We start from the raw sequence: 23,894 nt of genomic DNA, 5'->3' as shown, positions 1-23,894 counted from the left end.
CCCTCATCAGTTGGAAACAGTTTTATCGACGTTAAATTTCGGAATCCATGCCGGCGTGACTTCCATATAGCGGCGATAGTCATCACCGAATTCCTTCAATGCCATGCGCTCCTCACGCTTAGCGAGTCGCACGTAAACCACTACCAGAACCGGAAACATAATCACGGTAAGGATCGTCGGCCACTGCAACAGAAATCCAAACATGATCAGGATAAATGCGATGTACTGCGGGTGGCGGCAACGGGCATACCAGCCGGTAGTCGCTAGCGAACGGGTCTGCTGCGCCTTGTGCAGAACACTCCACGCCGAGGCCAGCAAAAAGAAACCCAAAATGATCAGGACATTACTGGCGATATGCAGCGGATCAAAATGAGGGTTGCCTTCAAAACCGAAAAGGGTATGCAGAAGATGGCCGTTTTCGTGGGACAGAAAATCAATACCAGGATATTTTTCCGCCAACCAGCCGGAGAGAAAATAAATGGTTAATGGAAAGCCATACATCTCGGTAAATAGGGCAATAATAAACGCCGAGAAAGCGCCAAAGCTTCGCCAGTCAGTTTTGGTTTGCGGCTTGGTAAAGCTGAAGGCAAAGAAAATAAATATCGCCGAATTAAGTATCACCAGCGTCCAGAGGCCGTAAGCGGATTCACCGTGCATGCTTCTTCTCCTGTAATATTGTTGGATTAATGGTGATGACGGTGTTCGTTTTCCCGACGGCCTTCCTCCAGCCCCCGCTGATAGGCATCCTGATCGGACTCGCCCTCATGCTGATCATGGCTACCATGACCACCGTGTCCGCCGTGCATAAACAGATGCATAAAGGGGCAGGCAAGGAAAATCAGGAACGGCAGAAACTGCCAGACGTGTTGCCGGTGCTCGACGAGCAGAAAATAGGTGACCGCGCCGATAAGTCCCAGTGCCGCCAGTCCTTTGGGTGTTAACCAGAATGATGTTTTTTGAGTCGCCATGTCACACCTCACCTGTGTAATTGAAAATCGTTGTCTATTGCGCCGCGTTTATCGTGTATCCATAGCAGATCGTTAACCGGCACAATGCAGACCAGCCCTTCGCTATCGGCATTGGCATGCGCCGCATCCACAATCAACCGTGCGATTTCCTTGGCCTGCTCCGCCTTGGCGTAAACTTCCATTTGAATATGCTTGATCAAATGGTTTTCGTTAAAACTGTCAAAGTAATGACCACGCCCACGAACTGGATGCAAGGTAAACCCCTTCACCCCATGTCGAATCAAAGTTTCTTCCACGTTTTTCAGGCGAAACTCGTCAAAAATGGCCATGACTTTGTTGATGTTCATTGGGCCTCCTGCTTATTTCACCGTGATTTGTCCACGGTACATCTGCATCTGACAATGAAACGCATACTCGCCGGATGACATTGCTGGCAGCTGAATGGTCTTCAGTTTATTCAACGGCAAAGTGTCGCTGATTTGCAGTTCGGGGATCAATAAAGTCTCAGAACAGGGTGATTGATCTTTGCGCATAAATTTAATTTCAAATGGTGCTCCAGCTGGCACCTTAATGCGCGAAGGCGAATAGGTACCGTTTTCCACAGTTATCACCAGATCGTTTTCACCCAGCTCGGCTTCTTTCGGCTTGTAGAGCCAGAACCACCACACAATCAGTGCAATCAGCGCTAAACCCGCAATATTAATAATCATCATCGCAACGCCCTCATCCCGACATTCTCATTAGTGCTCCTGCGCTTTAAAGAAGCGCAGCCTATTAGCATTGGTTACAACTGTCAGCGATGAAAACGCCATCGCCGCACCGGCAATCACCGGACTTAACAGCAAACCGAAAAATGGATACAACACGCCAGCCGCAAACGGTACACCGGCCACGTTGTAAATAAAGGCGCCAAATAAATTTTGTTTGATATTGCGCAACGTAGCCTTGCTGACGGCAATGGCATCCGCCAGGCCATGTAACGAACCCCGCATCAGTGTTATGTCGGCACTCTCAATGGCCACATCCGTACCGGTGCCGATAGCAAAACCGACATTGGCGATAGCCAGGGCCGGCGCATCGTTAATGCCGTCCCCGGTCATGCCCACCACTTCGCCTTCCATCTGCAGTTCCTGCACCTTTTTGGATTTTTCTTCCGGCAGCACTTCGGCGAAAAATTCCTTGATACCGGCTTTTTTCGCTACCGCTTTGGCCGTGGCACGGTTATCGCCGGTGAGCATCACCACCCGGATGCCGTTATGCTGCAGGCGCTTGATGGCAGCGATGGAGTCTTCCTTAATCGGATCGGCTACTGCGATAATCGCTGCGAGCTTATTATCAACGGCGAAATACATCGGCGTTTTAGCCTCGGCGGCCAGCGCCTGGGCCATTTCAACAAAATCACCGAGCTCAATGGTGCGCTCGCGCATGAGTTTTTCATTGCCAAACAACAGCGTTTTACCGTCTACTTCCGCCTGCACGCCGTGGCCAGCAATGGCGTTAAAGTTGGAGACTTTGCCGGTTTCGATCCCCCTTTCCTGAGCACTTTCAACAATAGCCATGGCCAACGGATGCTCAGAGCCGGATTCAAGCGTTGCTGCCAATCGCAACACCGCCTGCTCATCATACTCACCCGCCACCAGTACATCGGTGACCTTCGGTGCACCCAAGGTAATGGTGCCGGTTTTATCCAGAATCATCGCCGTTATCTTCGACGCGGTTTGCAGGGCTTCACCGTTGCGAATCAGCACGCCCGCCTCTGCGGCCTTACCCACACCCACCATCACCGACATCGGCGTGGCCAGCCCCAGCGCACAGGGACAGGCGATAATCAATACAGTCGTGGCCGATACTATGGCAAATGCCACCGCCGGTTCCGGTCCAAAATTAAGCCAGGTCAAGGCACTCACCACAGCAATAATCATCACCACCGGTACAAAATACGCCGAGATGACATCAGCCAAACGACCAATCGGCGGCTTGGAGTTTTGTGCGCGCTTGACCATATTGATGATTTGCGCCAGCGCCGTGTCTTTACCAACGCGGGTAGCTTTAAACAGAATTGAGCCGGATTTATTGATGGTGCCCGCCGCTACGGTATTCCCAGTGGCTTTTTCAACCGGCATCGGCTCGCCGGTGAGCATGGATTCGTCAATCGCCGTATGCCCTTCAACCACTTCACCATCGACGGGAATTTTTTCACCTGGGCGCACGCGGACCACATCGTTCAGTAGAACCTGTTCGATAGCGATATCCAGTTCTTTGTCATCGCGAATAACCCGCGCCGTTTTCGCCTGCAATCCAATCAGGCGCTTAATAGCCTCAGAGGTACGACCGCGGGCTTTCAATTCCAGGGCAAGACCGAGATCGATTAAACCAATAATCATCGCGGTCGCCTCGAAATAAACATGGCGCGCCATTTCCGGCACCAAGTGAGGAACAAACACCACCACCATCGAATACACCCACGCCGTACCTGTGCCTAAAGCAATCAAGGTATCCATATTGGCCGAGTGATTTTTAAAGGATTGCCAGGCACCGACATAAAAGTGTTTGCCGGAGAACACCATCACCCCAAGCGTCAGTAATCCAACAGCCAACCAGGCAATGCGCTCACCAGTGCTTGTTACCGTCATTTCGCCGACTACGATGCTGTAAATCATCAGCGGCACGCCCAGGCTGAGGGCGATGGTCATTTCCCGCATCAGTCGTTTGTAGTAAGCCCAATCAGCTTTTTCTTTTTCCGCCAATGCATCGTCTTCATTGTCAGCAAGGCTGATTTTGGCGTTATAACCAGCGCCCTCAACGGCTTTTATCAATTGCTCGGCAGGCGCCGAACCCAACACGCTGACGGTTCGCTGAGCGAAATTCATTTCCGCGTTTTCCACACCCGGTATCGCTTTTAGGGCGGATTCGATTTTTCCCACACAGCTGGCACAACCAGCGCCTTCGATCATCAATTCCTGGCTTACTGCGCTGCCGCCATGAACATGATGGTGGTGATGCTGGCCAGTTTCCGTACCTTCATGACAGGATGGATTGCCAGATTCCGTGTTTGTTGAACTCATATCCATACTCCTGGTTTACTTGACAGCAACTAGCGAATGAGCGTTGCGGGAAAACCCACACGATCCAACGCATCGGTAAGGTTTTTTGGTTCAACCACACCAATGACTGAAGCGATGCCCGTTACCAGGTCCATCGACACTTCGCTAACCCCTGCAACGGATTTCAACGTCTGCTCGATACTTTTCACGCAACCACCGCAGCTGGCACCCTGAACCTGTAAACGATGAAGAGGAAGAGACGTATCGCTAACGCTGCGGATATCACGGGCTTCAGCAGAAACGGATGATTTGCCGGCGCAGCAACAACCACCTCGGTGTAGATTCGCACTTGGCGTTTTGTGTGTATTCATAACCTTTCCTCCGCAGTGAATTCTTCGATCAGATGGCAAAGCATATGGCCCGTTGGCGCCTTATCCGGCTTTTGACTCCACTCCAACACAGCCTGTTGCATGCGATCCCGCAATTTCAACGTTTCCCTAAGCTGTCGCTCGGTTTCATGCAGGCGCTGATCAATCAGGCGGCGCACCGTCGGGCAAGGCGATTTCTTCTTATCCGCGTGGTTCAAAATTTCCTGAATATCCTCAACGGAAAAGCCCAGTTGCCGTGCACTCAGCACGAATCGCAAGCGGTTGTAATCCTTTTCGCTGTATTCCCGATATCCATTGGCTTTGTTCTTACCCGGTTTCAGAATCTTGATCCGGGTATAAAACCGCACGGTATCGGCCGTAACCCCTAAACGCCTGGCCATTTCGATAACTTTCACACAGCCCTCCTCGCAGCTCAGTCTGACTATCGCAGGATTCAGATTAACCCCGAAGATCTGTTCCTTGCCTTGATATGAGTTAATCATCAGTTCTAAACCCGAGAGAAAATCCAAAGAATTTGTCCGGCTTTTTGTCACCTTACACCTGTGTCCAAGACACAGGTCAAGCAATTTTCATTAACAGGTATCAGGCCTCTCGTACTCACTATTACACGCACCTCGATCTGTAGCCTGTACGCCGTCAACCGTTAATATTGGCCAGATATCCTGTCGCGGCGTTTCTGCATTGAATCGACCCGTACACAACTCCCAAGCTGCACCTGGACTTATCCATTGTCATAGTAGAGCGGCGTTTCTGACCTTAAGATGACCCGTGTATTACATTGCTGTAATGGATGTGTAATCCTGTTTACCCTGGCTAGTCGGAACATGCGTTGCTCCCAGCACAAAGCGGGAGAACCGCCAGCAGGGATTTCAAAGGTTCAGGAACCAGGATCCGCAAAGGCGGAACCATTCACGAAACAGGTATCGCAGTTGTTATACCAGCGGGATTACCGGCCTGATCAGGCCGTTTTGGGAGGATGAAAAATACGTGAGGGGAGCCGCGCCAACAGTGGTTCCGGCGGGGTATTGAACACATCGCAGGCGGCATGATTCATAGTATTTTTATAAAATGAACCGACAGCCCCAACTGTTCCCGAGGCTGAACAGGTTGGCGCACAATGACTGGCCGATAGACAGCCTGAGTCACAATGACCGGTTAAGCACTTACCGCAGGGTTTGGACAAATCACTACTGTCGGCAATTTGGTGACAGGGCATTGTCGAAGCAGTGAGGCTATGCCCTGCCGCCTGTTTACCATACTCATTCGGGTTGAGAGGATTGGAAGTGGCCGCTGGGACTGGGAGCGTATGGTCCAGATCCGATACTGAGGCGATCGCGCCAATATTGGGCGCACTTGCTGATACTGGAGAGTGAACCTGTATATCTCCGGGTAATGCAGCCATCAGTGGTTGCGCAAGCAACCCCCAAATGACCAGCACAATACCCAGATAATGAACCATATCGCCCCCCCCCTTTATTGACCGTTTTAATCTAGCAGATCTGATATTGCCAGTTCTTGATCTGAATCAAATGTTTGACACCGATGTGTTTCTCATCGGTTCCACAACCAGAACCAACGGAGAGGCCAAGAATATAGGGTTAGAATTCAGAACGGCGCACCCGAACTTTATAATCGGGTACGCCAGGTTCATTGATTAAGTTCCGTCATTACCCTTGCTCTGCTTCCAAAGCAAATAAACCGCCGGCAATACCAACAATGTCAATACCAAAGCACTGAGCATGCCCCCCACCATAGGTGCAGCAATTCTGCTGACCACTTCCGCCCCTGTACCGGTACTGAACATGATCGGCAGTAAGCCGACAATAGTAGAGACTGTCGTCATCATCACCGGTCTAACACGTAAGCCTGCACCGTGAAGAACAGCTTCCCGTAATCCTTTCATACTCGGTGTGATGCCCCGCTCCTCACACTGAAGCAAGAAAAGCGTATGTGCCTGGTTGAGATAGACCAGCATAATGACGCCAATTTCTACCGCCACGCCCGCCAACGCGATAAAACCCACACCCACAGCAACGGAAAAGTTGTAACCAAGCAAATACATCAACCAGATGGACCCAATCATTGCCAGTGGTAAGGTGCCCATAATGATGGCGACCTCGGCAACACTGCGGAAATTTAAATAGAGCAGCACGATGATAATTGCCAGAGTCAGAGGCACCACGTAGGAGAGCTTCTCTTTGGCCCGCAACATGTATTCATACTGTCCCGACCAATTCAGGGAGTAGCTTGTTGGTAGTTCGACCTGATCGGCCACCACTTTCATAGCGTCTTCCACATAACTGCCGACATCCACTCCGTCGATATCGACAAAGGTCCAACCATTAAGACGGGCGTTTTCACTCTTGATGGCAGGCGGCCCGTCTTCAACATAAACACGAGCAACATCCCCCAATGCAATGCGCTGACCACTGGTCGTGACAATAGGCAGCAGAGCTAACTGCTCGGGAGAGTTGCGATAATCTTGTGGGTAACGCAGGTTGACGGGGTAACGTTCCAGCCCTTCGATAGTCTGCGCTACGTTCATACCGCCTATAGCGGTGGCAACCACTAGCTGCACATCGGCGATATTGAGGCCATAGCGTGCGGCTTTTTCTCGCTGAATATCCACCTTGATATAACGGCCACCCGCTACTCGCTCGGAATATACTGAGGCTGTGCCAGGTACATCTTTGAGCACCTGCTCCAAACGCTTGCCGATTTTTTCGATCTCCTTGAGGTCGGGGCCAGCCACCTTAATACCCACCGGGGTTTTTATACCGGTAGCCAGCATGTCGATGCGGGTTTTGATGGGCATCACCCAGGCATTGGTCAAGCCGGGAAACTTCACCAGCGCATCAAGCTCCTTCTTGAGTTTGTCGGTGGTCATGCCATCGCGCCACGCCTCTCTGGGTTTCAACTGAATAAAGGTTTCAATCATGGTTAGCGGCGCCGGATCTGTAGCAGTTTCAGCCCGTCCAATTTTGCCAAATACGGTTTCTACTTCCGGAACTGTGGCAATCAGCTTGTCAGTCTGTTGCAGGATTTCCCGCGCCTTGCCGATGGACAGGCCCGGATAGGTAGTGGGCATGTACATCAGGTCGCCTTCATCCAGATCGGGTATGAATTCGCTGCCAATCTTGTTAAGCGGCCAGATCCCAACAAGAAACACAACGCCAGCCATGGCGAGTGTGATTTTTGGAAAGCGCAAAACACCCTTGAGCAGCGGCATATAGCCTGCAATCAGCAACCTATTGATGGGGTTTTTTCTCTCGGCGACCACCTTGCCCCTGATAAAATACCCCATCAACACCGGCACCACTGTCACTGCCAACGCGGCGCTGGCGGCCATGGCATAGGTTTTAGTGAAGGCTAGGGGACTAAACATTCGGCCTTCCTGAGCCTCCAGGGTAAATACCGGCACAAAGCTGACGGTGATAATCAGCAGACTGAAAAACAATGCCGGGCCGACTTCGCTGGCAGACTCTGCCACCACTTTCCAACGGTTCTCTGGCGTCAACGGCGTACGTTCCATATGCTTATGCATATTTTCAATCATCACAATCGCACCATCTATCATGGCACCGATGGCAATCGCGATTCCTCCAAGGGACATAATGTTTGCATTAATGCCTTGCCAGTACATCACAATAAAGGCCGTCAGGATTCCCAGCGGCAGGCTAACGACTGCCACCAGTGATGACCTGACATGAAATAAGAAAATGACACAGATCAACGCGACGATAGCAAGCTCTTCAACCAGACTTTTCCATAAACTGTCAATGGCGCTAGAGATCAATCGAGATCGGTCGTAAACCGTGACAATTTCTACGCCTTCCGGCAAACCCACCTTGAGTTTTTCCAACTTTGCTTTGACGCCATCAATGGTTTTCTGGGCATTCTCGCCAAAGCGCATGACGACAATCCCACCTACCACTTCTCCCTCACCATTAAGTTCAGCAATACCACGGCGCATTTGCGGACCCAGTTCAATATCGGCCACATCCTTTAATAACAGCGGTGTGCCATTCATATCCAAACCCAGAGGAATGGTTCTCAGATCGTCAATACCCTGGATATAGCCACTGGCACGCACCATATATTCCGCTTCACTCATCTCCACAACAGAAGCACCAACTTCCTGATTACCACGTTGGATGGCCATCTGGATATGAGAGAGAGGAATATTAAAAGCACGAAGCTTGTCCGGATTTACTTTGACCTGATACTGTTTGACCATACCGCCAAGCGCAGAGACTTCTGACACCCCCGGCACCGTTTGCAGTTCGTATTTCAAAAACCAATCCTGCAGGCTGCGCAACTGACTGATGTCGTGCTGACCAGTTCTATCTACCAACGCGTAGAGATAAACCCATCCCACGCCAGTCGCATCCGGTCCCAATTGTGGTCTGGCACTGGGTGGCAGCGTCGGCGCCACCTGCGACAGGTATTCCAATACCCGCGAGCGGGCCCAGTAAGCATCGGTATCTTCATCAAAAATGACATAGACATAGGAGTCGCCAAAAAACGAGTAGCCGCGTACGGTGACCGCACCCGGTACTGACAACATGGCAGTAGTCAGCGGATAGGTGACCTGATCTTCCACCACCTGCGGCGCCTGCCCCGGATAACTGGTTTTGATAATCACCTGCACGTCCGACAAATCGGGAATGGCATCTACCGGCGTGTTTTTCAGGGACCAACCTCCGACCCCTACCAGAATCAGGGTGGCCAGCAGCACAAAAAAGCGGTTTTGGACAGACCAGCGGATAATACCTTCAATCATGGCTTGTCCTCCCCTTTGCGCTGGCCTTGATCCATATCCATCGCATCATGGCTCATACCCTGATGCTGGCTGTTGTCCATGGATTGCCCGTCCCCCTCCCTGGGCGCATCTTCGGACACCTGATCCAGTCGATGGATCTGGCTGATCACGTAGTGCTTGTCCCCGTTCCGCTGAATCTCCACATGCAACTTCATGCCGGGTTTCAGCCCACCCAGATCCACCGCGGGGTCCACAGTAAAATCCATCGTCATGGCCGGCCATTGCCAGGCATCGATGGGGTCGTGGGCCAGCTTGAGCATTCGGTGTTCGACTATGACGCCTTCAATACGGGCGCCGACTGATACCGATGCCGGTGTTCCAGGCTGGGTATCGTCATCCGGGCTGTGGTTCATGCGACGAAAATCCGAGGTCTTGCTGGATTCGGAATCAATCAAAAATTGCGCGGAAGTCACAAGCTGGTCGCCATCGTTGAGCCCCGACAGAATCTCCACCCGGTTCTCGCCAATCCGCCCCACCTCGACGGCGATGGATTTAAAGCGCCCGTCACCTTTAGCCAACACGACCCGCGATTGACTACCCGTGCGAATCAGTGCTTCACGGGGAATGAGCAACGCCTCCCGAGCGGGTTGTGTCGCTATCGTCATTTGCGCAAACATACCCGGTCGCAGGTAGCCGTCTGGGTTGTCGAATCGTACGCGCACCCGAGCTGTTCTAGTCTGGGTATTCAGTGACGGGTAGATATAGTCAACCGTGCCAGACCACGTGCGTCCTGGCAGATAATCGAGGTACATGCTCACTGCATCACCCTCCCGTACGCTCATGACCTGACGCTCGAACACTTCTCCTATGACCCAGATATGTTCCAGCTGCCCGATGGCCATCATTTCCATACCGGGTTTCACAAACATGCCTTCACGGACCATAAGATTGTCCAATACGCCGGATTGCAGGGCCGCGATTGTGATGGTCTGACTGACCTTGCCAGATTTTTTCAGTCGGTGGATTTCCGATTCCGGCACCTGTAAAGCCGACAGCCGCTCCATTGCAGCAGTGATTAGTGTTGGGTTTTTTCGCTTTAATGCCAGCAACAGTTCTTCCTGAGCATTGACCAGGGTAGGCGAATATAAGGCATAGAGCGGCTCGCCCTGAGTGACCGGATCTCCGGCGGCTTTGACATGGAGTTTTTCAATCCAACCCTCCACCCGTGGATGAATGTGAACTAGACGGTCTTCATCATATTGCACATAGCCCACGGTATTGACAGAGACGTCCAGCTGCCCCCGAGTGGCAGGCGCTGTACGTACGCCGAGGTTGTTGACCACATCGGGAGAGATGGTGACTGTGCCAATCTCCTGATCGCCGCCCGCGTCTTCATACACTGGTATCAGATCCATCCCCATAGGGGATTTACCCGGATTATCGCGCTTATAATTGGGATCCATCGGCGCGACCCAGTAGAGTGGTTTTTTCTCGGTTGCAACGTCATCATCGCCCGTGGTCCCTTTCATACGCCATAGGGCCGAATAGTGAGCAAGGGTCGCTGTCGCAATCAACAAGGCAACTGTAATGAAAAAAGATTTATTCAATTGAATCTTCATGGGGTTAATCCTTCCGCGTGGTTACTGCTGGTGGCGGGAAACGGTTCTGAACCATTTTTGGACAAGAGGTAATTCAACTCGGCAATCATCTTCAGCCGATCAATCCTGATCGTTAAAAAGTCGATCTTGGCATTTAACTCAGCAATGCGGGCGCGCACCGCTTCGGCAAAGTCGCCGTCGTCGTTGTTGTAGGCGGCCAGGGCAGCTTCGGCCTGCTCTGACATTTGCGGCAATAACTGCTCGGCGTAGAGCGCGCGACGATCATTCAGACGCTGTAGCTGAACCAAGGCCGTATCCAGGTTCGCCATCAGCTTTCGCGCCATCAGTAACTTGTCAGTTTTCAAGGCCTCGGCCCGAGAAGTGGCCGCACTGACGTCTTTATCCTGTCGCTTGCCGGTGAAAAGCGGCAGATCAAAGGTCACACCGACAGAGAACAAATCAGCGCGGTCGCGACCCATGGGATCATCGTCCCTATAGCCGTATTGGGCGGAAAGACCCCACTCAGGTTTATATTTCTGGCGCGCTAATTCGACCCCGGTCTCCATTGCATCAATACGCTGATCAAGTGCCAGCAAGAGTGGGTGCCGATTGACCTGTTCATAGAGCCAACGATCACTATCCGGCTGACCTCCCACCGACGTCGGCTCATCACCGTACTGACTGGGCACAAGCTGCGCTAACGGCAGACGGGCGCGACCGCCGACCCACTCGGATAAACGCTGTTGGGCTGACTCCGACTGTTGCCGCAGCACCGTCAAACGATCGTCCAACCGAGTAAGCTCCAATTGGGCCCGGATAATATCCTGCTGGCGGGCACGTCCCAGTGCCGACGAATAGCTCGCTTTGGTTGCATCTACCAAATGTTCAAACAGCGAGCGATCCCGCTCAATCAATCGAATGCTCTCCTGGGCCCTGAATGCTTCCAGCCACAGCTGCGAGACAGTAGCCGCTACCTTGGCCTGGCGATTCTGCCTGAGCAATGGCTCCTGTTCCGCCAACTCCTGTTTCTGACGGCTGGACAGCGCCAGACTATCGCCGCGAGGAAACATCTGACTAACACCTACAGTGAGCTGCGTCATAGGCTCCTGGTTGATATCGAAGCTATCGGTAGGAAAGTTAGCCGCCATCAGGCTGACCTTGGGGTCTGGCAGCGTCGATGCTGAAATTGATTCGCTGGTCAAAGCGTCTTCGCGATGCCGGCTACCGTTCAGCCAGGGATCCGTGGCAATGGCATGGGCGATGGCCTCATCCAGACTCAACGTATTAGCCGGGCTCTGCGCAAATACAGGAAGCCCCACCAGCAAAAACAATAAAAATACCCATTGAATGTTCATCGTTATATGTCCTATTGCTGATCGCGACTATTCACAGATGCAAACACGTCAGCCGAACCGTCTTTTTTAAGCAGCCATACCTTGTAAGGCGTAAACCTGTCACCCATCTCCATACCCGGGCTGCCTGCCGGCATGCCGGGCACACTAAGGCCGATGGCGTCATCAGGAGGGTTTTCCAGAAACTGCTGAACAAAGCGCGCAGGGATATGGCCTTCGAACACATAACCGTTACTCGTCACTGCTGTATGGCAGGACTGGAACTCAGGTGCTATGCCATAGTCATTTTTAATGCGATTCAAGTCCGACGGGTGGTGGGTTTTTGTGTCAAAACCAACATCTTCCATATGGTGAACCCATTGCTGGCAGCATTGACAGGTGCGGCTTTTATAAACATCCAACGTGGCAATCGTTGCGCTTTTAGTTGCGTGATTTTCGCTTTCTGAACAAGCGGTAAGAAATAACAGGAATACGATCAGCGCCGGAAAGCGCAGATAGGTATGTAACGGCTTCATGATGACTCCCAATCAAGAGTTGCAGTGAACGCGCTCGTAGCGATGGCGCGTTTTAAACATACGTTATGGGAGTTTTTATCTCCCGCTTATCGAGTCGTCAGACGCCTGAATTTCAGGCGTACCAACCCTACTTCAGCGGGAAATGGGGGGGCGAAACAGCGAGGAAGCTGCCTGGGAGAGGAAGGAAACCGAATACGCTGTATTGAGGGTTTGAGAAAACTGAACGGAAAACGGCGACAGTGTACTCACCACCGCAACGCTTGCAGAGATGCAATCCAACTGAGAGCAGTGATCCTGGCTGCAACAATCAGCGGCATCAGCCGTAAGGGCATTATTGATCTGGATATTGTTTGCCTTGGTATGGCTTCCATGATCCATTGCCCCCGTCATTACTGGAACATCAGGTTCGTGACTCATCTTGTGGCAGGGCAATTTCGCAACAGCGAACGACTGGCTGGTAAAAGCCAGTAACGCGAAGATCGCCATGTAAAATCTGAATCTGCTAAGCCACATAATCTGCAAATGGTTATATTAACATTAGGAAAGATACCTTATTCTCTCGAAAGTTCAAACATAACGCCCTTGATGATTGACATAGATCAATCAACGGATACTTCCATTAAGCGCCAGAACTGCAAATATTGACTTGAGGCCCACCCCGTCAGGATTGAGTGGCTGAGCTAAGTTTTTTTGTCCAACGGCGCTATACTTAAATCTGAGCTGGAGTAACCCGCAGGTGGAGTCTGCCGATGAATACTGTCAACCGCATTGCCAATATCCTCAGAGCCAGTGCTGCTTTGCTCGTAACCGCTGTGGGCATTCTATTCAGCGCCGATGACGACGAAAGCGAAGACCGTCCCTTAGGAGATGGCTCAGACCGATTTGGGGAGCACAATTTTCGTACTGGACGTATGGACTCTGGAGCTGATCCAGATGGCTGGTATGAGGAGGACTTGTAACAGCTCCCTATTTCTTCTTCATCCCTTTTGAGACGGCCATTTTACCCAAACTGCCGCCCTGCCTTCCTGCATCATCAGCAGGCCTTGCGAGCGGGGAAGTAGCTGCAGTGATAGAGCGCCCTATATTCACCCCCGCCCACGCCATCATCCCACTCCACAGCAGCGGCAATCCCAGATAGAGACTGGTTGTGATCATATTCAGCAACATGCGCTTGGCATCGTGTTCGCCAGGGTTGGCGAAGATCTGCAGAAAGACATTGACGTCGGGGTACATTGACAGAATCAGGTTCTGGTCGACCCACATGGCCAGGTACCAGAGCACTGTCCAGAACTTAATGGTGAAGATGGCCATGCCACCGACCACCATCATGGCAATCGAGTAGCGGGACAAAACTACCACCAGCGGCAGCAGGGCATAGATGCCCAGCAACATAATGGACTGCACCATGGGCAATGATTGCAGCACGGCGGTCATGGTGACGGAAAACAGGGCCGATGCGGTGACCACACCACCGGTCGCCAGGCCGCCTTTGACGATGGATCCAGCGGTGTTGACCAATCCTGCCCCGGATGCATTGTTGGCGATCAGTTCATTGCTCGACCAGGACGGTGGCGCATTGGTGAGAACGGTTTTGGCGACGGCATCATTTTGTTGTTCGCTGGCCAGTGCCGGCGCAATAGCGACCACCAGACCGGAGAAGCCGGCCGAGGTGGCGTCTGCCTCATTGATCAGCTTTTCACGCAGGCCAATAGCCCCATCTTCCCACCACTGTTTACAGTAGGGTTTGCCCCAGGCTGGCGGAGTCGTCGGATCGTATTCCGTATCCCTGGCCGCGTTGTAAGCCCAGCCGGTAATTTGGTTGGTCGGGCGCAGGGTGTCGTAATAGCCTGCGGTATCGCGGTAGACGTGTGAGCCCATCCAGTCGGGGTCATCGGCGCCGTAGGTAGTGAGAATGCCATTGATGGCCGCTGTGTTTGGCCGTTCAGCCTGGTATTTGGAGCGGGCCGGGATATAGCACTGGCTGAAGAAATCGCTCACCTCCTGCCTGAGTCGCGGATCGGCAATGGTGGCCAGGTGTGCTTGTTGCTCGAAGGTGCGCATATCTGCCACGGTCGGCAGGCCTTCGACAATGGCGTGATTCAGACCGGAGCTAAGGGCGATCACACCGTACCACCACACCGGCACATTCACCGTTGCGGCAGAGCCGGTAAAACCCGTCGTGCCATAGGTGCTCTGTGGGGCCGCTACGGTCGCGGTTGTTGGCGTTGGGTTCAGCAAGGTCGGCGGCGGCGAGTAGGACAAGGTACCCGCATTGAGTGGCGTGAGTGCAGCGGGTTGCCCGGCCAGCACGACTACCAACAACGCAATGAACAGCTCGATCTCCATGCGCCGCAGCGAGAGGCCGCTGGCATGACCCACCTCACCGCCCTGCGCCGGTTCGCGCCAGTTATCGATCAGGATGCCCAGAAACGGGAGATAGACGATGCCGGTACTGACCAGCACATCCCACAGAATACCGTAGAAGGTCCAGCCAAAAAGGGAAGTAAAGAGCTCCAGATAGCTATCGACACTCATTGCCCTGCTCCAATGATCAAGCTCTAACCATCAAGCTAAGGGCATTGACCAATACACCCTGCCCTAACACCAATTCGAGCAAAACCAACCAGGTGACGGCGCGCCAGCGTAAGCCTGTTAGTCGGGTTGCTTTGGCCCGGCTCAGGATCTCCGCATCAACCAGCCAGGCAACCAGATGATTCCAGCCAAAGGCAATGACAGCGATCACTGTCCAGCGCATGGCTGTCAATGTCGTCCGCCAGGCATCGATGCTTTGTTGGACGGATTGCACGGAATCCGTGTGCAATCGATGCATCAGGAGATACCCCACCAGCACTGTCAGCAACACGGCCATGGTGGTGAATAGCAGAAAGTTTTTTCGCCGTGATCGGAGGTTATTGAACACGCCCACCTCGCAACGGATTGGGATCCAGGGTCGGCACTTCCGGCATGGTAAGGGAACTCTGCCGTTTGGCAGCCGCTCGCTCCAGTAATGTGGCAACGGTGTCGGACACCACTTCTTTGCGCACACGGGTTTCAAACAGCAGGTTTTCGATTTCTTTATCGAGCTCGGCGATGGAGTTGTCGGCATGCTCGCGGGCCACTTCGGTGGCGTAGACCTCAGGGACCTGCCGCCCCGACAGCAGCAGACGTCGGGCGTACAGTGCTTTCTCGACCGTGCGTGCGGTGCTGATCTCGGAGACCAGGCGGCCCATGATTAGGCTCTGCTCTGAGGCCGGCATCTCGCGGATGGCTTCGATCACCTGGCGGGTAATGGCAACGCCGGGTGCGGTGATCTGCTCCAGATTAGTCAGAGTGAGTGGTGTCGCGCCACTGACCAGGTTCTGAATCTCGGTGGTGACGGTGGCGGATTCCTGATAGAGCTTCGGCAGCAGGCCCGTACCGGGAATGCTGTCCTTGCGGCAGGTATCGCAGGTAGTGACGATATTCTCGCCCACCACATCCACGGTCCAGTCCCGGGCTTCGCCGGGCGTACTCCAGATTTCCGACAGACGGGTGGCCGACGCGGCCGGTACCGGACTGGTGTCAGTCACAGCGCGATTCATATTGATGTTGTAACCGGCCTCGACGATATCGCCAGTGAACTCCAGCACTGGCTGGCCGGTTCCTCCGGCCTGCCCACCGATCCAGGGCACACCGTTATCGCCGTTGGAGGATTCCACCGTGTCTTTGGCTGTGACAGCGTCATTGCCGCCAATACCCATTTGCACCTTCCAATCATTACCTTTGGATAAAGTGATCAGATCAGCGTAGGGGTTCTTGCCCTGGGCGATTTCCGCCTCCATCTGTTCGCAGGACTTGGTGGCCAGCTGCAGGGTTTCTTCGGCTTTGATCAAGGCATTCTGGAAGAGATCGTACAGGCCGGGGTTGGCTCGTTGCAGAATGAGCGCAGGTAAGGACGCTATGGCGCTGGTGGCCGCTGCTGTCATGGCGTTCATCATGTTATCGACACCAGATCCGATGTCGTTCAAGGTATTGGTGACCGCCGCCACCGGATCGAACTTGCCACAGCTGTAGCCGAGTCCCAGTTGAGCAGAGCCACCCAACGTCGTGGAGACCACGGCAGGATTGGCCGGTACCGAGACCGGTTCGGCGCCACCGATCTCGTAATACCAAAGCCCATCTTCCGTGGGCGCCTGAGCGGCATAGCTGTCGGGGCCAATGGCGACCGCCAAAGCGATCAGCAGACAGCGAATAGGGTTGTGTTTGATCATGGCGGGTAATTGATCCAGTTGATGTCGAACAGAAAAAACTGGCCTTCTTTTTCACAGCACTGATAAGGCCTCCACAGGTTCCAGGCGTAATCACCCTCCTCGTCCACGCGGCCACCACCCCAACCATTGGCGCTGGCGAGATCGTTGGTGCCAAAAACAGCGCAGCTTGATTCTGCTTTGGGGAGCAACATCTGCCACTCACCGGTGGCAGGATCGTCTTCAACCAATGGACCCGGCGACCAAATCCGCTGGTCGGAGCTGGAAGACGGTTCGATCTGATCGTAAATATGCGGCTGACCGTTCCGGGTCACGATATCCCCGGCTCGCTGCGCATTGATTGCCGCGGCCTTGGGCTCCTCTGCCTGTGTGGTCCAGCCTGTTCTGGGGTAGACACCACCCCAGGTCTGCAGAGGCCAGGTGCCGATTTCCCGCATGCCGGGTATCAGACTCGCTGGATAGAACATCTCCGGGATTTCCATACGCCAGGAGAGCGCATCCAGGCTCGACATGAAATAGGGATAAAAGGAGGTGGTTTCCGATTCACACAAATAGCCGGTACCCGCCAGGACATCCGACAGCGAACCTAAAGGATGGCCGATGACATCGGTCTCCCGAAAGATCAGATTGCGGTGATCCTTGTTGCCCTGCCCACCTTCCGTTCGATTCCCGGCACTCTCGATGGGCACGGCCAGCAAGCTACCGAGCAGTCCTGTCGCGGCGTAGCTTTGGGCGGCGCCAAGAATGCTGCGAATCTCTGTCCAGGGATTGCTACCGAGTTCGTTGTAACTACTCACCACTGCATCCGGCTGGTAATGGCCAACTTTGATTGATGTCTCGACATTACATTCGTAAATGGAACAGCGCAGCCAAAAGCACATCCCCACCGGCATCCAGCGCATACAGCTGAGCGCGGCACTCGTGGTCTGAGACACGATTTCCGCGGTGGAGATGGTTCCAGCATGGCTCATGAGGGGCAACCACATCAGCAGGATGAATCCACAACGGCGGATAGCGCGCATCATGGTCGAGCCTCCCTGGCCTGCCACTGCCGATACCGTTGGGTTGCCGCTCGAACATCGGTGATGCCGTAAACCACCGCATTGCCATCGAAGACGATGGCCGGGTAGCGATCAATGCCGTAGTGCATCGCCTGCACAAGGCCGTTAGAGGCGTTTGCCAGTTCATGGCTGAGTCTATTGTCCATACGCTGAAAGCGACGAAGGGCAGTCTGTTTTGCGGCTTCGGGATTCGCTGGCAAATCTTTGGAGAGTTCTTGCTGAATTCGATCAATACGATCTATGTAGTACACGGTTATACCGTCCGTACCATTCGCAACAGGGTTCATTGAACCGGTAAATACCTCGATCGCAATTGAGGGTTCGTCAGCCAAAACCGGCTCACAGAGCATCCCTGTTAGAACGATCGAAAGAATGAGATGAGCTCTTGCACTATTCACTGGCAGCCATCCAGATCCACATACCTTTGACAGAGCATTCATGCTGAAGGATTGACTGTGGGGGATAAACAGAAAACCCAGACACGAAGCGTTGATGTTTCTGGCCGACCGGAAGCGACATTCCTATAATGGCGGAACATTCATAACGGAAGAAATGCAGGAATGGATTTCAGCCCCATCATCCATCAGGTCTACAGCGCGCTGTGGTACCTCATACCTCTCGCTATCCTGGCAGGTATTCTCAAGTCACCCTGGTTCAAAGGCATTACCGGTGAGTTTCTGGTGAATACGGCCGCACGGCTGTTTCTTGCAAAGGACGAATACCACCTGATCAAGGATGTGACATTACAAACCGATGATGGCAGCACACAGATCGACCACATTATTGTGTCGCGCTACGGCGTGTTCGTAATTGAAACCAAAAACATGAAGGGCTGGATATTCGGTTCGGCCAACCAGAAGACCTGGACCCAAAAAATCTTCAAACACACCCATAAATTTCAGAATCCACTGCACCAGAACTATAAGCACGTCAAAACGCTGGAAGCTTTGCTGGATATTCCCGCTTCCGCAATTCACTCGCTGGTTGTGTTTGTCGGTGATTCGACGTTCAAGACGGAGTTACCCGACAATGTGGTTAATGCCGGTGGGTATATCCGGTATATCAAAGCGCGCCACGAAGTGATCCTCAGCCAGGCCGACGTGGAGACCGTGACGACACAAATCGAGCAGCTGAGATTACAGCGGGTGTTTACCACCAACCGAAAACACGTCAACCATCTGCGCCAGAAGAAAGCCCCCTCACCGCCAGTCACCCCCGCAATCGTTCCGCCAACCACTGCGTCGACGACGTCCCAAAGTCAAAAACAGTGCCCAAAGTGTGGCGGTACGGTGGTACTAAGAACGGCCAGAAAGGGACAAAACGCGGGCAATCAATTTTGGGGATGCGCAACCTATCCAGCCTGCCGTGGGGTCATGAAACACCCCCGAAATCAGTAAACCTGCTACGCACGAGACTGTTCGATACGCTTGGCGATCTCGTAAACCGCCTCCAGCTCCGAGCAGTTCTTCTCACGCATAATCGCTGCGCGCTCGGCCTTCTCATGCTTTTCGGTCATCGCCAGGGCAAGTGACAAGGCAGGCGGTACGTTGCGGAACAGCGCTTCGACCTTGTCGGCCAGAACCACCCCTTCCACGTACTTGCCGGGCTCCTTGCGGGCGGACAGCAGCAGGTTTCGTTGCTCATCATTGAGATCTTTAAAGCGGGCGATCTGCTCCACCTCCTCTTTCGGCATTACCAGACATAACCACCACTCCATCATATTGAGCATCTTGCGACTGGCGTCGGGAAAGTCCTCCAAATTCTGGGTCGCGATCCAGAACCAGGCACCGAGTTTGCGCCACATTTTGGTAATCTTGACCACGTAACGGGCCAGTAAGGGATTGGTGGTAATGATATGGCCTTCGTCAGTGACTACCAGAGTGGGCCGGTCATCATGCTGGTGGCGTTCCACCAGGTCGTTGATGTGGCCCATCATGGACAGGTAGGCGACGGTCAGCTGATCTTCATAGCCCTCTCTGGCCAACATACCCATTTCCAGGATAGTGACATCAGCCTCTGGCCAGGACTGCCCCGGCCGGTTGAAGAAGTGGCCTGCCAGGCCCGAGCAGAACAATGCCATGCCGTCACCCATTTCGAGAGCGCGATTGCGTCGATGCTCGGGCAACTCCGTGTTGGTGGCGATGGTCTGAAAGGCATTGACCACATCATGGGTAATCACTTGGCTTCTAGCTGTTTCTTTCACGGTTCTTGCGGCCAGGAATATGGCGTTGCGAATCAATAGTCGATCCGCACGAGTCAACCGCGCATCTTCGCGATCCTCGCCGCCGGTGATCATGATGCGTGCGGCGATCTCCATTTCACCGAGAATATCGCGACCGCCCCCCTCTTCTTCGACCTCATCGTCATCACCTAATATCGCCTCCAAGGTACTTTCATCGACATCGAGCGGATTGAACGCATGTCCCCGATCAAGCAACCGCAACGCGGCGGCAAAGGGCGGTAGGCTGACATCGACATTGGGGTTTAGCGTGATCTGGTTAACCGACAGGCCGTGGTGGGCAAAATGTTGTCCCAACAGCGAAAACGAAGCCCCGGCCTCGATGATAAAAATGCGTGGTCGATGCCGGGCCATCATCTGTTGCAGCAGATACACCAACAACGCCGATTTCCCTGCCCCCGTGGGCCCCAGTATCAGCATGTGGGCATTCTTCTTGCGGTCATCTTGGTGCAGCGGGTCGAAGACCAGCGGTTCGGCGCCTCGGTTGTAGAAAACCAGGCCCGGACGGCCAGTCCCACGCGAACGACCGTAGAACGGCAGTAGATTGGCAATGTGGCGAGAAAACACCAGACGTGAGCGACGTCGGGATTTATCCAGGTCGGCGTCATAGGCCATGGGCAGGTTGCGGATATAGCTGTCGAGTGACAGTAAGTCCGCTTCCTGGGTAATGGGCTGCAGGCCGTTGGGTAAGAGCAGCGCGTGAAGTCGATTCAGGTTATTGCGCAGCGTCTTATGATTCTCTCCCCGCACATAGAAGGCCATGCTCACGGGATACAGCTTGTTGCCGTGGGCCATCTCCCGCTCCACTTGCTCGGCATCTTCCCGAGTAATCGACGCCTCAGCGGAATCGCCCACTGATGCGCGCTTGATCTGGGCAATATGATTGCGGGTGGTGTCCTGCGGCTTGAGCGTGAGTGTGATCGCCATGATGGTGTGTTCAGGCAGACGATCGAACAGCGAAAATACCTGATCCCCAGCCTGGCGCTCTGCCGTAAAATGCCCAATGTCCGGTGCCCGCCGCAAGCTTTGAATACTCACGACAGTATGAGGCATATTGTCGAAAACCCAGCTCGCCGTTGCCTGGTCCGAACGGGGCATCGACAGGGCCAACTGTTCCGCGAAGTCATGACCGAATGGCAAGTTGTCATCACCTGGGTATGGCGCCAACTGTAGAAGTGCTTCTGAATTACCCTCTGCTAACGGTGGATTAGGATTGAACCAGCTAAGCAACCATTGATAGAACGCCTGACCGTTAGCGCGTTGGGCCGTGATCCCGGCGGCGGCCAACGAGGCGATCCATTTAGTTGCCACATCATTGAGCGCCTCTTCCACCTCGATAGCAGCTGGAGTATTACCATTGCTCTTCAAGCGACGGTATAGCACTACACGAATCCTACGTTGCTGCCCCTGCCAACGCGAGCCGGTGACCGTGGTATCGTCAAACAAGCCTCCTGGTCGAGAAATTGCATGCAAGTGTTTCGTCATCACCGACTGGTAGTGTTGTGAATACTCCGAGGCACGAACCTTCGAAGACGGATATCTGGCCAGTAACGTATCAAACTGCGTGAGCTTGGGCTCATCCTGCACATATATCTGCAATACCCAGGGGGCGTCATCGCGCTCGGGGATGGCCTCGTTGATTGCGGTTTGAATCGCATCGCGCAGCTGTGTCATAAACGCTGGCGTGCGGGCTTCGCACCCGACCGGCTGAACCTCGAATAGGGCCCCCAGACTAACGCCATCCTCCAACAAGAAGGCTTTGCTCTCAGGCAGATATTCCATCCAGGGCAACAGGTCGGTAAACGACGACGGACGATGGTACTGCTTTTCTACCGATTCGGAAGTTAAGGGCGAAGCGTCCGAAGGATCGAGGAATTTTGAGTTCGTCATGAATGCCCTACTGCTTGTCGGGCGAAGGTACGACCGCTGCCGGCACCTCACCGGGCACTTCCCCCGGTAACGCATACTCCGCCTTTTCGTAAAACGGGAATGTGGTCACATAGCCCGGTACCGGCGTGCGTTCACTGCCCGATAGATGAGGAAAGATATACATCACCAGTGTGGGGTTCGGCAGTCGGGGAAATACCGTATCGATTTCATTGGCGGACTCTCGAACGAAGCCCTGATAGTGGTCAATACCGGATTGCGGTAACGGCTGACCAGCGATTGTTCGACGATGGTCAGACTTCTGAACATCAACCATATGCTGATCGTAAATGGACTTCATGGTGGGGCCGTCCTGCGGTAACACCGACTCCTTGGTGCTGGCGCAGCCGACCATCAGCACACTAGTCCAGACCAGAACCAGTGGTAATCGTTGCGTGTTCAAAAAGATTCGTTTCATGATGGAGTTTCCTGCCGTTGGAATGGAAATCAATGGGGAGTTCATGATCGACATGGATCGCCAGCTCGATACCCGCGGGCACAAATACCGCATCGAAGCTCTGAGCCTGACGCTCCCGCAACCACTGAGCGACTTCGTCGCTTCCCCCGCCTACTGTTTTGCCCAATACGTATTTACCCGTCTCACCTGAGACCACGCTGGTGGCCGTACCCGAGTCGCTGATCAGCGTAGTGGTTTCGGACTGCGCCGCCGCTTCACCGGCGGCTTCCAGCGCCATCACGCCAATGCGCTGTGCCAGAAACGCCGGTGCGTTCGTCTTGCGCTCTCCCGTAATACAGGGAATACCGCGCGCATCGGAAATCCAACCCAGGGGTCTATCGCTGTTTCCACTGGAACCACCCAACTGATTATCGTCACTGGACAGGGTCTGGATGGTGCCGTCCTCGAAAACAAAGGTCACCGATTCCAGTTTCCCGGTCACACAGGAGAGCGTCCAATCACCGATCGCCGTGCCGCTCCAGATCATGCCTTCAACACCTGGAATGCGCAGACCATTGGCAGCCAGGTTTTCCTTGCCAGTAATCACCTTGAACGGCATGGGGTCGCGGACCTGCCCCTGGATAGGCACCCTGCCCACCAATGCGGTCATACCGGTGGATCCAATCAGTGTGGCGTTGCGAGGCACTGTGTAGACGGGGAGCGCCGTATTGAGGGCATCGGACCCTTTCGACACAAGCGATTGCACCTCCGGCCGGGTAGTGTCTAACGCATTGCGGCTGGTGCGAGTGAACCGGTTGATCAACGTCTCCTTATCACCGTCAGGCGATGGCGTGAACTCCAGGGGAGTAACCCACACCAGCGACTCCGACTCCTCCGTTGATGCTCCAATGCCATCCAGACCGAGTCCGATCGGAATATCAGAACCGATGGACGACGCCTGTGACGATGAAGTTACAAACCGATTGGTCAGCGAATCGACCTTCGCTGTCAGTTCGGCGATCGCTGACGTAGTTTCGGTAGGTGCTGCGTCCATGCGCTTTGTTTCCAATACTGTCTGCACTCTCGATAACACGTTGTTCTCGATCTGTTTTCTATCGTCGACAAGGCCGCGATTCTCCAGTTTGAGGGCGGTGTTATCCCGACGCAGGGCATTGAGTTCCGAGGTCATGGCGCTGACATTCGCCGTCAGTGTCTTGATGGTGTCTGCGGGTGTATCGGCATCCGGTTTCGGCGCCCGCGGTACGGCCTCCAACAGCTGAGGTTGCCCTTCTTTCGGGGAGCAGGACTTCAGCCCAACTAGCACTGCCGTCAACACAACGGAGCCGGCAAGAATAGGTAACAAACGATTACTGGTGACCATCGACATGGTTAATTC

General features: G+C 53.8%; 22 protein-coding genes. 2 read left to right on the top strand and 20 right to left on the bottom strand.

Features of this window, described 5'->3' with window-relative positions; all coding sequences use genetic code 11:
* Positions 1–6: 6 nt before the first annotated feature.
* The 12 genes from KT71_RS07665 to KT71_RS20445 all read right to left on the bottom strand — a co-directional run bounded on the left by KT71_RS07665 (position 7) and on the right by KT71_RS20445 (position 13,114).
* Positions 7–657, bottom strand: a complete 651-nt coding sequence (locus KT71_RS07665; protein ID WP_008296010.1) for a methyltransferase family protein — start codon at positions 655–657, stop codon at positions 7–9.
* A 26-nt stretch (positions 658–683) separates the two neighbouring features.
* Positions 684–968, bottom strand: a complete 285-nt coding sequence (locus KT71_RS20045) for a DUF2933 domain-containing protein (protein ID WP_008296011.1) — start codon at positions 966–968, stop codon at positions 684–686.
* Between the two features lie 8 nt (positions 969–976).
* Positions 977–1,315, bottom strand: a complete 339-nt coding sequence (locus KT71_RS07655) for a P-II family nitrogen regulator (protein WP_008296012.1) — start codon at positions 1,313–1,315, stop codon at positions 977–979.
* 12 nt (positions 1,316–1,327) lie between these two features.
* Complete coding sequence (locus tag KT71_RS07650; protein WP_008284637.1) at positions 1,328–1,681, bottom strand: cupredoxin domain-containing protein; 354 nt, start codon at positions 1,679–1,681, stop codon at positions 1,328–1,330.
* A gap of 27 nt (positions 1,682–1,708) precedes the next feature.
* Entirely contained in the window at positions 1,709–4,039 is a 2,331-nt protein-coding gene (locus KT71_RS07645; protein ID WP_008296013.1) for a heavy metal translocating P-type ATPase, read from the bottom strand.
* 23 nt (positions 4,040–4,062) lie between these two features.
* Complete coding sequence (locus KT71_RS07640; protein ID WP_023659439.1) at positions 4,063–4,383, bottom strand: heavy-metal-associated domain-containing protein; 321 nt, start codon at positions 4,381–4,383, stop codon at positions 4,063–4,065.
* Positions 4,380–4,910: a MerR family transcriptional regulator gene (locus tag KT71_RS07635; RefSeq protein ID WP_023659438.1), complete on the bottom strand. Its 531-nt coding sequence runs from the start codon at positions 4,908–4,910 to the stop codon at positions 4,380–4,382. The genes KT71_RS07640 and KT71_RS07635 overlap by 4 nt, the downstream gene beginning before the upstream one ends.
* 1,145 nt (positions 4,911–6,055) lie before the next feature.
* Positions 6,056–9,184 carry an efflux RND transporter permease subunit gene (locus KT71_RS07630; RefSeq protein WP_008296017.1) on the bottom strand — a complete coding sequence of 1,043 codons (3,129 nt, stop codon included), beginning with the start codon at positions 9,182–9,184 and terminating at the stop codon, positions 6,056–6,058.
* On the bottom strand, positions 9,181–10,782 hold the full coding sequence (locus KT71_RS07625) for an efflux RND transporter periplasmic adaptor subunit (RefSeq protein WP_008296018.1): 1,602 nt from the start codon (positions 10,780–10,782) through the stop codon (positions 9,181–9,183). The genes KT71_RS07630 and KT71_RS07625 overlap by 4 nt, the downstream gene beginning before the upstream one ends.
* Complete coding sequence (locus tag KT71_RS07620; protein WP_008296019.1) at positions 10,779–12,116, bottom strand: TolC family protein; 1,338 nt, start codon at positions 12,114–12,116, stop codon at positions 10,779–10,781. The genes KT71_RS07625 and KT71_RS07620 overlap by 4 nt, the downstream gene beginning before the upstream one ends.
* Before the next feature lie 11 nt (positions 12,117–12,127).
* Positions 12,128–12,628, bottom strand: coding sequence for a DUF411 domain-containing protein (locus tag KT71_RS07615; RefSeq protein WP_023659436.1), 501 nt, complete (start codon positions 12,626–12,628; stop codon positions 12,128–12,130).
* A 132-nt stretch (positions 12,629–12,760) separates the two neighbouring features.
* Positions 12,761–13,114, bottom strand: a complete 354-nt coding sequence (locus KT71_RS20445; RefSeq protein WP_152025194.1) for a hypothetical protein — start codon at positions 13,112–13,114, stop codon at positions 12,761–12,763.
* A gap of 263 nt (positions 13,115–13,377) precedes the next feature.
* Here KT71_RS20445 and KT71_RS07605 point away from each other — a divergent pair, with 263 nt between their 5' ends.
* Complete coding sequence (locus KT71_RS07605; protein WP_008296020.1) at positions 13,378–13,587, top strand: hypothetical protein; 210 nt, start codon at positions 13,378–13,380, stop codon at positions 13,585–13,587.
* 7 nt (positions 13,588–13,594) lie between these two features.
* Here the strand turns inward: KT71_RS07605 and KT71_RS07600 are convergent, their stop codons facing one another.
* The 5 genes from KT71_RS07600 to KT71_RS07580 are packed head-to-tail and all read right to left on the bottom strand — an operon-like array spanning position 13,595 to position 18,334.
* Positions 13,595–15,163 (bottom strand): conjugal transfer protein TraG N-terminal domain-containing protein, encoded by a 1,569-nt coding sequence (locus KT71_RS07600; RefSeq protein ID WP_008296021.1) that lies wholly within the window; start codon positions 15,161–15,163, stop codon positions 13,595–13,597.
* 16 nt (positions 15,164–15,179) lie between these two features.
* Entirely contained in the window at positions 15,180–15,548 is a 369-nt protein-coding gene (locus KT71_RS07595) for a hypothetical protein (protein WP_023659434.1), read from the bottom strand.
* A complete protein-coding gene (locus KT71_RS07590) occupies positions 15,538–16,878 on the bottom strand; it encodes an integrating conjugative element protein (RefSeq protein WP_008296023.1) in 1,341 nt (446 codons plus the stop codon). The genes KT71_RS07595 and KT71_RS07590 overlap by 11 nt, the downstream gene beginning before the upstream one ends.
* On the bottom strand, positions 16,875–17,900 hold the full coding sequence (locus KT71_RS07585; protein ID WP_008296024.1) for a TIGR03756 family integrating conjugative element protein: 1,026 nt from the start codon (positions 17,898–17,900) through the stop codon (positions 16,875–16,877). Before KT71_RS07585 ends, KT71_RS07590 begins: the two co-directional genes overlap by 4 nt.
* Positions 17,897–18,334 carry a TIGR03757 family integrating conjugative element protein gene (locus KT71_RS07580; RefSeq protein WP_202962402.1) on the bottom strand — a complete coding sequence of 146 codons (438 nt, stop codon included), beginning with the start codon at positions 18,332–18,334 and terminating at the stop codon, positions 17,897–17,899. Before KT71_RS07580 ends, KT71_RS07585 begins: the two co-directional genes overlap by 4 nt.
* A 162-nt stretch (positions 18,335–18,496) precedes the next feature.
* Here KT71_RS07580 and KT71_RS07575 point away from each other — a divergent pair, with 162 nt between their 5' ends.
* Positions 18,497–19,333, top strand: coding sequence for a nuclease-related domain-containing protein (locus KT71_RS07575; protein WP_008296026.1), 837 nt, complete (start codon positions 18,497–18,499; stop codon positions 19,331–19,333).
* Positions 19,334–19,338: 5 nt separating this feature from the next.
* Here KT71_RS07575 and KT71_RS07570 read toward each other — a convergent pair whose 3' ends face one another.
* The 3 genes from KT71_RS07570 to KT71_RS07560 are packed head-to-tail and all read right to left on the bottom strand — an operon-like array spanning position 19,339 to position 23,885.
* The gene (locus KT71_RS07570) at positions 19,339–22,065 is read right to left on the bottom strand and encodes a conjugative transfer ATPase (protein WP_023659433.1); all 2,727 of its coding nucleotides are present in this window, start codon (positions 22,063–22,065) and stop codon (positions 19,339–19,341) included.
* 7 nt (positions 22,066–22,072) lie between these two features.
* Entirely contained in the window at positions 22,073–22,456 is a 384-nt protein-coding gene (locus KT71_RS07565; protein ID WP_008296028.1) for a TIGR03751 family conjugal transfer lipoprotein, read from the bottom strand.
* 7 nt (positions 22,457–22,463) lie between these two features.
* Positions 22,464–23,885, bottom strand: a complete 1,422-nt coding sequence (locus KT71_RS07560) for a TIGR03752 family integrating conjugative element protein (RefSeq protein WP_023659431.1) — start codon at positions 23,883–23,885, stop codon at positions 22,464–22,466.
* Positions 23,886–23,894 lie beyond the last annotated feature (9 nt).

Origin of the sequence: Congregibacter litoralis KT71, assembly GCF_000153125.2 — a bacterium.
Taxonomy (GTDB): Bacteria; Pseudomonadota; Gammaproteobacteria; order Pseudomonadales; family Halieaceae; genus Congregibacter; species Congregibacter litoralis.
The sequence above is the reverse complement of the archived record's forward strand: the minus strand, read 5'-3'. Positions and strand labels throughout refer to the sequence as shown.